Genomic DNA, 12,451 nt, shown 5'->3' on the forward strand with positions numbered 1-12,451 from the left:
ATGGATTCCTGAATGGTTCTCAAAACCTCAGACCCCTTATTAATGCGCGAAATCAACAAGTTCAGCGTCCTTGAGACGATTCGCAAACACGAAGTTATTTCCCGCGTCGAAATCACCGATCTCACCCAACTCAGTCGTACAACCGTCTCCGCAATCACTGGCGGCCTCCTTGAAACGGGCCTCATCGAGGTCAGCCACACCGACGAAGCCTCCCGTGGCCGCCCCCGCGTAAACTTGGCCCTCGTTGCCGATGCGGCCTATGCGTTTGGTGCCGCATTGACGGAAAATGGCCTTACCCTCACCCTCGCCAACTTTCGCGGCGATGTCATCCTCACGGCCCATCACTCAAAGGATTTCTTGCACTTACCTCCCGACGCTCTCACTGATTTCATCGCCTCCCACCTCCTTGAGGCCTGCGCCGCCGCAAATATCGACAGCCGAAAAGTCAACGGCCTCTGCCTTGGCATTTCAGGCCTAATCGACCCCCGCACAGGAACCTGTGCCAAAGGTGCCGACTTCGCAAAAATCGCCCCGCACCTCCCCCAAGCCCTTCACGAGAAAACCGGCCTCGCCATCTTCCTCGAAAACCACGCCGAGCTTCTCGCCCTCAAGAAGCAATGGTACGACCGCGCTGAAAAAAGCTGCGCCGTCGTCGTCCTGAATGACATCCTAGAAATGTGCTTCCTCCCGCCCGACTCTGCCCAAAACACCTCAAAACTAAGACCCGCGTTGGGCCACACCAAAGTGCGCGGATCAGCCGAAATTTGCGCCTGCGGCCAAACCGATTGCGCCCAAGCCTACCTCTCGAAATCCGCCCTAACAAAAGCATTCCATTCACATAAAACGACAGGCGAAATCCTCTCAAACCTCGCGCCCTCCCAAGCAAAACCCCTCGCTGACATCCTTGGCCAATCCCTCGCCCATGCCGTGAACCTGTTTAACCCCGACACCTTGGTCACAACTTGCGAAAGCGCCTCTTTCCTCACCAAATACGCGCAGGAAATCACCACAAGCATTCGCGCCAACGCGACCACAGATAATTTCCAAACCACAAAACTCGAATTCCTGCCCCTAGACCTGCAACATGTCGCGCTCGGGGCCACAGCGCTTGTGCTCAAGGAATTCTACAAAGCGCCATGGATCGCGCAGGAGGCACTATGAAAGACACCATCAAGGTCGGCGTTATCGGATGCGGAAACATCTCCGACGCCTATCTCAAAGCCGCGCCCCAATTCCCCGTTCTTTCCATCGTCGCCTGCGCCGACATCAATATGGACGCAGCATCCGCCAAGGCCGAAACCTATGGAATTCAATCCCTTACGGTCGACGACATGCTCGCCGACCCCGAAATTGAGCTGATCCTCAACCTCACAACCCCCCAACACCACGTGCCTGTGGGCCTCAAAATCCTCGAAGCTGGCAAACACGCTTACTCCGAAAAACCCCTCGCCATTTCCGTCGATGAAGCCACCCAACTCACCGCCCTCGCCAAGCGCAAAAACCTCCGCGTCGGCTGCGCCCCCGACACATTTCTTGGCGGCGCACACCAAACTGCCCGCGACGCCGTCGACGCGGGAACCATCGGCGCGGCTCTCGCGGGTTCCTGCTATATGATGTGCCCCGGCCACGAAGCGTGGCACCCAAACCCCGACTTTTATTATCAATCCGGCGGCGGCCCCCTCATGGATATGGGCCCCTATTACATCACTGCCCTCATCAACATGATCGGCTCCATCGAGGCCGTCACAGGCGTCGCAAAAGCCTCCTACGCCAAGCGCGAAATCGCCTCTGGCCCGCGCCAAGCGGAGGTTTTCAACGTCGATGTCGAAACCCATATTTCCGCAATCCTGAGCTTCACCTGCGGCGCCCAAGTTACCCTCACAACAAGCTTCGACGTCCATAAACACGATCACAATCACATCGAACTCTACGGCTCCAAAGGCTCCATGATCGTCTCCGACCCCAATCATTTTGAGGGCGACATTCAGGTCAGCAAAGGCAAAGGCGACTGGGAAACCCTCCCCCAATCCCACCTATACGGCGACGGAAATTACCGCGTCATCGGCCTTGCGGACATGGCCCAAGCCATCCTTGACGGCCGCCCCCACCGCGCCAGCCTCGAACTCTCGCTCCATGTCCTCGAAGCTATGGAATCCATCCTGAAATCCGCCGAAACGGGCCGTCGAATCTCCCTCAAACACCAATGTTCCCGCCCCGCCGCTCTCTCCGACCAATTGCCCTTTGGCCAACTCTAAAAAGGAAAATCTAATGTCCAAGAAAACTGCCCTCATCGTATGGGGTGGCTGGGAAGGCCACACCCCCGAAGCCAGCGCAAACGTCATGAAATCCACCCTCGAAGCCGCAGGTTTCGACGTCACCCTCGACGCCTCCACCGAAGCCTTCGCCGACCCAAATTTGGGTCGTTTTGACCTCATCATGCCGGTCATCACCATGTCGACCATCGAGAAAGAAGAGCTCACTAATCTCCTCGCCGCCGTGCGCGCTGGGTCGGGCCTTGCGGGCTTCCACGGCACCATGTGCGACAGTTTCCGCAACGAACCAGACTATCAATTTATGACTGGTGGCCAATGGGTTGCCCATCCGGGCGATATCATCGACTACACCATCCAAATCGTCAAAACCGACGATCCGATCACAGCAGGTCTTAGCGATTTCGCCTACCATTCCGAGCAATATTACATGCACATCGACCCCTCGATTGAGGTCCTCGCAACCACCACATTCGACGGCAGCCGTTTTGACGAAATCGACGGTGTCACCATGCCCGTCGCTTGGAAACGCCGCTTCGGCAAGGGCCGCGTCTTCTATTCTGCCTTGGGCCACATCGCGGATGAATTTAACGTCCCTGAGATGAAAACCCTGATGGAACGCGGCGCCCTTTGGGCCGCACGCTAACCCTCAACATCTTTCCGAGGCTGAAACCTCCCAGCCTCGGAATCCCCTGTTGCGACACCGCGCACGCCTGCGTAAAACAGGCATGACCGCCAACAGCAAGGATCTCCAAATGACGCACCCCTCTACTGACACCAAGATCCTTTTGTCCGTCAACGACCAGACCCTCAAAGGCTCCGTCGCCGTCCCCGGTTCCAAATCCATCACCAACCGCGCCCTCTTGCTCGCCGCCCTCTCTGTGGGCGAAACCAAACTCACAGGCTGTTTAGTAAGCAAGGATTCCGAGCTTATGGCCCAAGCCCTGCGCGATTTCGGTGTCTCGGTCAGTGCCGTGAACCCCGTCGAAACCATCGTCAAAAGCACAGGCAAACTCGTCCCCCCAAAAGGCGAGATTTTCGTCGGCAACGCGGGCACAACCGCCCGTTTCCTCACCGCCGCTGCCTGTTTGGCCGATGGCACGACCGTCCTCAACGGCGACGAAGACATGCAGCGCCGCCCCATCCAGCCCCTCATTTCCGCCCTCAACGACCTTGGCTTCACCGCCTCAAGCGCCACGGGCTGCCCCCCCGTCACCCTCACCGGTGGCGCCAAAAACCTCGCCACCGATGTTGAAATCGACGCTGGCCTCTCCACCCAATATATCTCCGCCCTGATGATGATTGCACCCCGCCTTGAAAAAGGCCTCACAATCGCTCTCAAAAACGCCAATGGCCTCGACGGCGCAGGCTACCTCGATGTCACAACCCGCATCATGCAGGAATTTGGCGTCACCGTCGAAACCGACCCCGCGGGCAAATGGATCGTTCCCGCTGGCGACTATCGCGCGCCCGACTATGCGGTCGAACCCGACTACTCCGCCTGCACCTACCTTTGGGCTGCCGACGCGCTTTCCAAGGGCGAGGTCACAATCTCCAACACCAAAGAAGGCGAAACCGCCCAGCCCGATGCCAAAGCGCTCGACGTCATCCGCCAATTCCCCCACATGCCCGCCGTCGTGGACGGCTCTCAAATGCAAGACGCCGTCCCAACATTGGCTGTCTTGGCGGCCTTCAACGAAACACCGGTGCGCTTTATCGGATTGAAAAATCTACGCGTCAAAGAATGCGACCGCGTCGAAGCCCTCCGCGAAGGCCTCACCCGAATCAACGCCACTTTGGCCACCGTCGAGGGCGACGATCTTTTGGTAAACGGCGCACCCGACATCAAACCCGATGCCGCAACCACCGAAATCCGCACATTCAACGATCACCGCATCGCCATGTGCTTCGCCCTCGCGGCCATTCGGGTGGAGGGCATCATTATCCAAGACCCAAATTGCGTCGGAAAAACATTCCCCGACTATTGGGTCGAAATGGCACGCATCGGGATGGTTTCAACCGAAGTTTAAAAACTTTAAAGAATTTAAAAAGGGCGCCTTTTCGAGGCGCCCTTTTTTAAACTTTCGACCATTTATCGCCTCAATCGGCAATGCGCGGAAACAGCGGAATAACTTCCCCAAACTGCGCACCGCTCTGCAAGCGATCCAATTTCGGGGTCCAAATAGGCCCCACTTCAATCGGGCAATCCAAAATCGCCAAGGCTTTATCTGCCGACACAGGAATGATTTGACGGAAGGCCTCCAGCAACACCCGCAAACTATCAAGCGTCACATACAAAACAGTCTGTCCCCGCGCTTCAGTTTCTGGATCTTTGAGCAACTTCCACGGCGCTTGCTCGGTGAAATAGGTATTCAACTCGTCTGCTGCCACGATCAAAGCTTCGGTGCGGGACGAAATTTCCGCCAGCTTAAACACATTGGCAAACCCAAGTGCGGCCTTCATCGCTGCGGCCCGTGCGGCGTCATCTTCCGCCGTCAAAGCCCCCTTCGCAGGCACTTTGCCGTCCAACCGATCGGAGGCGAATTTAGCCGCCCGCGACAGCAGGTTTCCGACCTTATTTCCCAACTCGCCATTATACGCGGTCTGGATCAATTCCACAGAAATCTGGCTGTCGTTTTCGGCCCGCATATGGCGCGCAAGATAATAGCGCAGCGCATCCGCGCCGAACTTCTCAACTACAACCAACGGGTCCACAACATTGCCAAGCGACTTGGACATTTTCACGCCGCCACTTCCCAGCCAATGCCCGTGTACCGAGAGTTTCTTAGGAAGGGTTTCGCCCATGCCCATAAGGATGATCGGCCAGTATACCCCATGTGTTTTAAGGATATCCTTGCCAATCACATGCTCAACTTCGGCCCAGTAGTCTTGGTAATTATTATCCGGCCAGCCCAAGTTCGTGAGGTAGTTGATCAGCGCATCAAACCAAACATAGGTCACATAATCAGAGTCAAACGGCAGCTCAACGCCAAGGGAAACCCGCGATTTTGGCCGCGAAATACACAGATCTTCGAGCGGGTCTTTGAGCATATTTTTAAGCTCGGTCAAAAACTTCTGTGGCTGCACAAAATCGGGATTTTCCGCGATGTGATCCAACAAGCGTTGACGGAAAGGCTCCATCGGAAAGAAGTAATTCGCCTCAGTGATTTCCTCGACAAAAAGGTTCGAGTGGTCAAGGCATTGCCCGTCCTCATTCAGATCAGAATCCGTCTTGAACTGCTCGCAGCCCTTACAGTAAATCCCCGAATATTCCTTCTTGATGATCAAGCCCGCGTCCATCATGGATTGCTCCATTTGGGCCACGCGCTCTTTGTGGAACGGGCGGCTGGTGCGGACAAAATAGTCGTAATCCACGTTCAACAAATCAAACGCTTTCTTGAATTCCGCCGAGCGCAGATCAAGGTATTCATCTACGGGCAAGCCCAGCTTTTCGGCGGACTCTTGGTTCTTTTGGCCGTGCTCATCGCACCCCGTCGAAAATCGCGTTTCAACCCCGTTGGCTTTCCTGTTGCGAATGAGGATGTCGCACATGACGGTCGTATGCGCATGTCCCAAATGAGGGGCCGCATTTACGTAATAGATGGGCGTCGTCACATAGCTTTTCGTCATTTTAATCACCTTATTTCACAGCGCAGAAAGCTCCGGTACGCACCGGATATATTGGCAAGCCCCTGTTTTATACAAGTCTCCCCGCGCGGCAACCAAGAAATCCCCCGCGCGCGTTTTAGAAAACCTCTTTAGCCAAGGCTTCGGGGAACGGCGCTTGGATGGCTTCCAAATTGCGCGTGAGGGAGGAGACTTTTCCCGTCCCGATTAAAACGCTCGCAGCTTCGGGTTTTGAAAACCCGAAATGCAAGGCGGCCGTCGCAAGTGGAACATCAAAGGCAGCGCATTTTTCCTCCAAGGCACGCGTTTGCGCCAGAATGTCGGCGCTTGCCGGAGCATAATTGAAACGAGCGCCCTCCGTCGGCCCCGTCGCCAAAATACCCGAGTTGAAAACCCCGCCCAATACGAGGCTCACGCCCATTTCACGGCACATCGGAATCAATTCGGCTTCGGCGGTCCGATCTAGCAAGGTCCAGCGTCCAGCGAGTAAAATAACATCCAAGGGGTGGGATTTTAGCACCTCCACACAGACCTCATTTTCATTCACGCCCAGACCATAGGCCCCGATTCTCCCCTGTTCTTTAAGGCTCTCAAGATAGGGCAAACCCGATTCCAAGAGGTCTTTCATATGAGCAGCATTCCCCGCACCATGTGTCACAACGCCGATATCGTGTACGAAAACGATATCAATCCGATCGGTTCCAAGGCGCTCCACACTGCTGGCAAGGCTCTCTTCAAAGCCTTTCGCGGAATAATCATAATGCACGTCATTCGGGAGTGGATTAACGAAATCTTCGGCGACGGCCAGTTGTTTTCCTGGCCGCAAAACGCGCCCAACTTTGGTTGAGATAACAATCTCATCTCGCGATTTCGTAGCCAAAAAAACCCCTAAACGCGCCTCTGCGCGCCCGCGGCCATAGTGTGGCGCGGTATCAAAATAACGAATGCCACTTTGCCACGCCGCCTCCAAAACCGCCTGCGCAGCCTCCTCCGAGACCTCGACAAAAATGTTTGCAATACCCGTCGTGCCAAATGACACAAGACTTGTTTCGACTTCGGTTTTCCCAACTCTACGTTTGGCGAACATTACGATTCCTCTTTTGCTTTTTGTACAATGTTTTCTAGTCGCGGCTTCAGACTGGTATCGCCGTTCTTGTGCGCCCAAGCTAAAAAATCTGCAATGCGGCGCTGGATTTTCTCAGCGTGATTTCCCGCGATATCGGCGATCTTGTGATCCAAAAACGGGTTTCGAAACCTATCAATCGTCGTTTCCACATAAGCGCGGGCTTTTTCTTCAAGGCCTGCAGCTGTGAAGGCTGGAATAGCCTCAGCTTCATATAAATCGTTAAGATCAGCCAAGACAGTAGCATTATCAAGATACTCTCGGACATAAGCTGGGGGTGTTTCCTCGGCACGCCAATTGTCGGCCAAATACGTGTGCCCTAAATTGAGGATAAACAGCTTCAAAGCCTCGGGAGTTTCTAAATCGTCAACGATATCAATGCACGGATGAACGCAGGGCGCGACAAATCCGGCCTGATATTCAACCGCCCAAAGCGCGTAGGGTTCGGCTACCGCCCCTGCGGGCTCAAGCGGCTCAGAGACAATCCGATCCACAAGCGAGTCCATCCAAAGCACGTCTGATGTTAACCATTCCAAATACTGCGGCGATTGCCCCGACGCGAGTTCAAGCACGCGGGCCTTCAAAATCGCACCGTTTTTGACGATCAACTCCATAGGCATCACCGTCAATGTCCACGCCGACGCCTCAAAGCGGGCCCGAAGGAGCAGTTCCAATTTCGCAGGGTAGGACATCGCTTGATCAAAAGTATTTCCGCCGTCCGCAGGCTGCGTTGCAAACCCGCGATCCCCCGTGTTGGAAATGACATACTGTGCTTCGGAAACAAAACACGCCACCAACGCTTCCCAGTTCTGTGCGGTCGTAAATGTGCGCGCAACCGATTGAATACGTTGCTCGCTGTCGATCGGAACTCCTCCCTGCAAACCCTTGATGCGCACTGGATATCCATCAACTTGGGTCAAGCCCTCAAGGCGCGCCACTCTTGAGGAATCCCCCGTGGTTTTCACTACCGAAATTTTTCCCACAGCCTCCCCGCACTTCAAGGCCTCGTCGATAAAAAGATCCGCATGCGCTTGTAAAAATCGACTTGTTCCAAACTGAAAAATAGGTGTTTCGGTCGCTTTATTCATTCTTTTCATCCCATTTATTCAAAATCATTGGCCTTTAACCTTGGAAGTAACCCCTCGCCAACGCTTTCTCGCCGCGTTCTTGTGAAGGCTATCTCGTAGCACATGTTCGAACAACACCGATATGTATTTTTATGCAATAAAAACTTGCCGCAACCCTTCCTATGTGGCATAGCTTCTGGGAAGTCCTCGGGTCAATGATGCAGGACCATCAGTATTTGCAGAGGCTGTACTGCGCGCATGCAAATCAATAACTCGAAATTTTGACCACCCCATACTAGTGTCCTAACTGGTCGGGAATTCGCCGCCCAACTTCACCAAGAAAACTTTTTGCCAACAACAAAAATTTGTGATTGAAACATACCACCACACCCTGAGTAGCCAGCATTGAGAGCCATCCGTGTCGCGCAGCAATAGTGTTTACAAAGAAGCTTACAACCGATGTTTGGATTATATTTGCGACCATGATATCGCCAGCCAACTGCCCCCAGAAACCGAACTTGCCAAAAAACTTAAAACAAGCCGCACGACAATTCGGGTCGTTTTGGAGCATTTAGATCAAACCAAGATTATTCATTGGGACGGCCGGTTAAAAACCGTTCTTCGCATGCCCGCCCCTATCGACTATTTCGCAATTGAGGAAACACGCTCGGCCAGTGAAAAAGTCGACACTCTTTTTATGGACTATATTCTTGGTGGCGATTTGGCACCTGGGTCGGTCCTTCGAGAAAGTGAATTGGCAAGAGAATTCGGCGTTAGTTCGTCAGCGATCCGCGAATATCTCATCCGCTTCTCCCGTTTTGGCTTGATCGAGAAAGAACCCAATCGCCACTGGGTGCTCCTTGGCTTCACCCGTGATTTCGCCGAGGAGTTGTTTGACGTGCGCGAAATATTTGAGCTTCGGACGCTGCGGAATTTTTGTGAAACTCCCATGTCCGCTGAATCCCGCGCAGAGCTACAAGCGCTTGAGGTGGCTCACGTTGATTTACTCGAGAATATCGACACCCACTACCTCAAATTTTCCCGCCTAGATGAGCGCTTCCACCGTGTGCTTATAGAAAAGCTTGGCAACCGGTTCATCTCCGATTTCTATGTGCTCATTTCGCTGATTTTCCACTTTCATTACCGGTGGAATAAAACCTACGAGAAAGAGCGCAATATGCAGGCAGCCAAGGAGCATCTGGTGGTTATTCGAGCGCTCCTTTCGGGCAACAAGGAAGCGGCAAAGATTGGGTTCACGGCCCACCTGAAAACCGCGCGGCGCACTCTTTTGGATAGTGTCGTGTGGGACTAGGGCACGCGCGTTGAGGCGCGCCGCCCGCTTCCGCGAGCTTAACGCTTAAGGCACGCGGCCAGCGCCTGCGCCATATTTGCGAGCGTCGCGCCATATAGGTTTTTGTCTAAAGGCAAGGTCGCCCCCAATGGATCCATTTGCACGATGTCCAGCCCACCATTTGGGGCAATCGCGTCAAGGATTCCCGACCTAAACCCGGGCTCAACAGCCAAACATTTGACGTTCGACTGAGCGATCTTGTCGCGCACCTCTTGTAGCCTGCGTGGCCCTGGATCAACAGCTTCTGTATCTGTTATCGCCCCAAAGGAGGGGACATCAAATCGTTTTTCAAAATACTGAAATGCATCATGATACACAAAGTATTCCACTCCGCCGAGATCGGAAAACCCCTCTTGGATACCCTGCGCAAGCGCGGCCATCTGAGCTTCAAAAGTCGCAACATTCTCTTTGTATACCGACCCGTTTTCAGGGTCAATTTCCGTCAGAATACGCGCCATTTCCCCCGCCCAGAGCACCGCATTTTCTGGGTCAAGCCAACTATGGGGATCAAATTCACCATGCGCATGCCCCCCCTCATCGGCGTGCTCTTCCTCATCGGCGTGCTCTTCCTCCTCGCGTGCCTCCAACAAATTCGTCCCTGAAACCTCTGCCAAGAACACAATTTCGGCCCCGTTGGCCAAAGTCTCCAAGCTTTTCACAAGCCATGGCGTTAGGTCGGGACTGACACTAAAAACAACGTCCGCGTTTTGAAGTCCGCGTGCATGTGACGGGCGCAATGAGAAATCATGCGGCGAGGCCGCTTGTTCCACTATCAATGTGGGCGTCCCAACACCCTCCATAACCTGCGCGGCAATTGCATAGATCGGCGCGATATCAACCACGACATTGGGCGCCTTGGCATGTGCGGATTGTCCAAAAACGATGGCGGCAACGAATACGGGTAATAGATTTTTCAACTTTTTTTCCTCTAAAACTAAATTTGGCCTCGACTTATATGTAATAATATAACATTACAAGCAGGAACCCAACAGACTGAGATCTTATGTCGACCCATGGATTTGAACACCACGACCACAAGGATTGCATCGTGTCCGGCATCGCGTCGGTTGAGGCGCAATGTAGCGCGCAGAAGCTCCAACTCACACCCGTCCGCAGACGCGTGATGGAAATCCTACTGACCGAACATCGTGCTCTCGGGGCCTATGAAATTCTCGACCATCTGCGCACCGAAGGCTTGGGCTCCCAACCTCCTGTCGCCTATCGTGCGCTTGATTTTCTGGTGTCCAATGGCTTTGCCCATAAGATCGAACGCCTAAACGCCTTTGCCGCCTGTATGCATCCCGGAGAGCATCATGCGCCCGCCTTTCTAATCTGCAAAAAATGCGATGGTGTCGTCGAAACCTTCTGCGCCCCTCTGCTAAATGAACAGGCAAGCGACCTCGGTTTCAAAATTGAACGCACCGTTGTTGAGGCGCTCGGTCTGTGCCCAAATTGCCAATCGGACACGGTATGAAACTGATCTCCACAGAAAAGCTCACGGTAAAATTTGGGTCAAAAACAACGCTGGATGCCGTCGATTTTCACATTGAAAAAGGCGAAATCGTCACTCTTGTGGGACCGAACGGTTCGGGCAAAACCACCCTTCTGCGGGCGCTTATTGGCGCGATCCCGAGCGACGGAAAAATCACGCGGGCGGGAAACCTCAAGATCGGCTACGTCCCGCAAAAACTCCAACTTGATCCCAGCCTGCCGCTCTCTGTGAAACGCTTCCTCAGCTTGCCAACACGCCACCCCCTTGCGGAGGTCACTGCGGCGTTGGACGCTGGCGGCGCTGGACATATCGCCGACACCGCGATGGCCGACCTCTCGGGGGGGCAACTTCAACGCGTGCTGCTTGCGCGGGCATTGCTCCATAAACCCAACTTGCTTATTCTCGACGAAGCCACACAGGGTCTCGATCAACCCGGAGCGGCTTCCTTTTACCAACAGATCGAAGACGTGCGCTCGCAACTCGGATGTGCCGTTTTAATGGTCAGCCACGACCTGCATGTTGTGATGGCCGCCTCCGATCGCGTCGTCTGTCTCAACGGTCATGTGTGCTGCCACGGAACACCCGATATCGTGGCCTCGGCACCTGAATACCGTGCGCTCTTTGGCACCGGAACGGGGGGCGCACTTGCGCTGTACCGCCACGAACATAGCCACAGCCACGACGACCATGAACACGGCCCAAACTGTGGCCACGAGAATCAAAATGCTGGATGATTTCATGCTCCGCGCCACATTGGCCGGCCTCGGTCTTGTGCTTGCGGCCGCACCACTTGGGTGTTTCGTTGTCTGGCGGCGGATGGCCTATATTGGCGACGCAACTGCACATGCCTCGATCCTCGGCGTCGCAATCGCGCTCGGGTTTTCCATCTCGGTCTTCGCAAGCGTCCTTGCCGTCGCTCTCCTGATGGCAATCCTCGTCTCAACCCTCAGTGGCCGCAACCATTCAACGGACTCCCTCCTCGGGGTTTTGTCCCACTCCGCGCTCGCTTTTGGCCTCGTCGCGATCTCATTTATCGATGGTGTGCGGGTCGATCTTATGGCCTATCTTTTTGGGGAAATCCTTGCTGTAACGACCATGGATTTAGCCGCAATTTGGGGCGGCGCAGCCGTTATCCTCGCGCTTTTGGTCTGGCGTTGGTCTCTATTTCTCACCTCGACTTTAAGCCCAGGCTTGGCCTATGCCAGCGGAATCAACCCCAAACGCGAACAACTAATCCTCACTATCGCGCTGGCACTAGTTGTGGCTGTTGCGATCAAGGTTGTCGGAGTTTTACTGGTCACAGCGATGCTCATCATGCCCGCCGCCGCCGCGCGCCCCTTTGCCAAAACACCCGAAAGCATGGCATTTATTGCCATAGCAATTGGCGCGGCATCCGTCGTGTTGGGACTACAAGCGGCCTTGATTTACGACACGCCGGCAGGCCCCACTATCGTTTGTGTGGTCGCGATTTTTTTTGCGGTTGCCTCGCTCGTCCGGCTGCCCCTCCGGTCTGGCTAACCA

Annotated in this window: 12 protein-coding genes; 8 read left to right on the forward strand and 4 right to left on the reverse strand. The window is 54.5% G+C overall.

Annotated features, from left to right (window positions below; genetic code table 11):
- The first annotated feature begins 12 nt into the window (after positions 1 to 12).
- From AB9F26_RS09880 to AB9F26_RS09895, 4 genes are all read left to right on the forward strand, one after another.
- Entirely contained in the window at positions 13 to 1,161 is a 1,149-nt protein-coding gene (locus tag AB9F26_RS09880; RefSeq protein WP_369767940.1) for an ROK family protein, read from the forward strand.
- On the forward strand, positions 1,158 to 2,255 hold the full coding sequence (locus AB9F26_RS09885; protein WP_369767941.1) for a Gfo/Idh/MocA family protein: 1,098 nt from the start codon (positions 1,158 to 1,160) through the stop codon (positions 2,253 to 2,255). The genes AB9F26_RS09880 and AB9F26_RS09885 overlap by 4 nt, the downstream gene beginning before the upstream one ends.
- A 13-nt stretch (positions 2,256 to 2,268) precedes the next feature.
- Positions 2,269 to 2,916, forward strand: a complete 648-nt coding sequence (locus AB9F26_RS09890; RefSeq protein ID WP_369767942.1) for a ThuA domain-containing protein — start codon at positions 2,269 to 2,271, stop codon at positions 2,914 to 2,916.
- 109 nt (positions 2,917 to 3,025) lie between these two features.
- Entirely contained in the window at positions 3,026 to 4,300 is a 1,275-nt protein-coding gene (locus AB9F26_RS09895; RefSeq protein WP_335584151.1) for a 3-phosphoshikimate 1-carboxyvinyltransferase, read from the forward strand.
- A gap of 70 nt (positions 4,301 to 4,370) precedes the next feature.
- Here the strand turns inward: AB9F26_RS09895 and metG are convergent, their stop codons facing one another.
- The 3 genes from metG to AB9F26_RS09910 all read right to left on the reverse strand — a co-directional run bounded on the left by metG (position 4,371) and on the right by AB9F26_RS09910 (position 8,108).
- Positions 4,371 to 5,900: a methionine--tRNA ligase gene (gene metG / locus AB9F26_RS09900; RefSeq protein WP_335584152.1), complete on the reverse strand. Its 1,530-nt coding sequence runs from the start codon at positions 5,898 to 5,900 to the stop codon at positions 4,371 to 4,373.
- A 115-nt stretch (positions 5,901 to 6,015) separates the two neighbouring features.
- Complete coding sequence (locus tag AB9F26_RS09905; protein ID WP_369767943.1) at positions 6,016 to 6,984, reverse strand: aldo/keto reductase; 969 nt, start codon at positions 6,982 to 6,984, stop codon at positions 6,016 to 6,018.
- Positions 6,984 to 8,108, reverse strand: coding sequence for a mannitol dehydrogenase family protein (locus AB9F26_RS09910; RefSeq protein WP_369767944.1), 1,125 nt, complete (start codon positions 8,106 to 8,108; stop codon positions 6,984 to 6,986). The genes AB9F26_RS09905 and AB9F26_RS09910 overlap by 1 nt, the downstream gene beginning before the upstream one ends.
- A gap of 397 nt (positions 8,109 to 8,505) precedes the next feature.
- Between AB9F26_RS09910 and AB9F26_RS09915 the strand changes: the two genes are divergently transcribed.
- Complete coding sequence (locus AB9F26_RS09915; RefSeq protein ID WP_335584155.1) at positions 8,506 to 9,399, forward strand: GntR family transcriptional regulator; 894 nt, start codon at positions 8,506 to 8,508, stop codon at positions 9,397 to 9,399.
- Between the two features lie 38 nt (positions 9,400 to 9,437).
- Here AB9F26_RS09915 and AB9F26_RS09920 read toward each other — a convergent pair whose 3' ends face one another.
- On the reverse strand, positions 9,438 to 10,355 hold the full coding sequence (locus tag AB9F26_RS09920) for a zinc ABC transporter substrate-binding protein (RefSeq protein WP_369767946.1): 918 nt from the start codon (positions 10,353 to 10,355) through the stop codon (positions 9,438 to 9,440).
- An 86-nt stretch (positions 10,356 to 10,441) separates the two neighbouring features.
- Between AB9F26_RS09920 and AB9F26_RS09925 the strand changes: the two genes are divergently transcribed.
- From AB9F26_RS09925 to AB9F26_RS09935, 3 genes are read left to right on the forward strand one after another with little or no spacing between them, the layout of a single operon-like run.
- On the forward strand, positions 10,442 to 10,912 hold the full coding sequence (locus AB9F26_RS09925; protein ID WP_335584157.1) for a Fur family transcriptional regulator: 471 nt from the start codon (positions 10,442 to 10,444) through the stop codon (positions 10,910 to 10,912).
- Complete coding sequence (locus AB9F26_RS09930) at positions 10,909 to 11,664, forward strand: metal ABC transporter ATP-binding protein (protein WP_335584158.1); 756 nt, start codon at positions 10,909 to 10,911, stop codon at positions 11,662 to 11,664. Before AB9F26_RS09925 ends, AB9F26_RS09930 begins: the two co-directional genes overlap by 4 nt.
- Positions 11,654 to 12,448 (forward strand): metal ABC transporter permease, encoded by a 795-nt coding sequence (locus AB9F26_RS09935; RefSeq protein ID WP_335584159.1) that lies wholly within the window; start codon positions 11,654 to 11,656, stop codon positions 12,446 to 12,448. Before AB9F26_RS09930 ends, AB9F26_RS09935 begins: the two co-directional genes overlap by 11 nt.
- The last annotated feature ends 3 nt before the right edge of the window (positions 12,449 to 12,451 follow it).

The organism is Falsihalocynthiibacter sp. BN13B15 (genome assembly GCF_041205415.1).
Lineage (GTDB): Bacteria > Pseudomonadota > Alphaproteobacteria > Rhodobacterales > Rhodobacteraceae > Falsihalocynthiibacter > Falsihalocynthiibacter arcticus.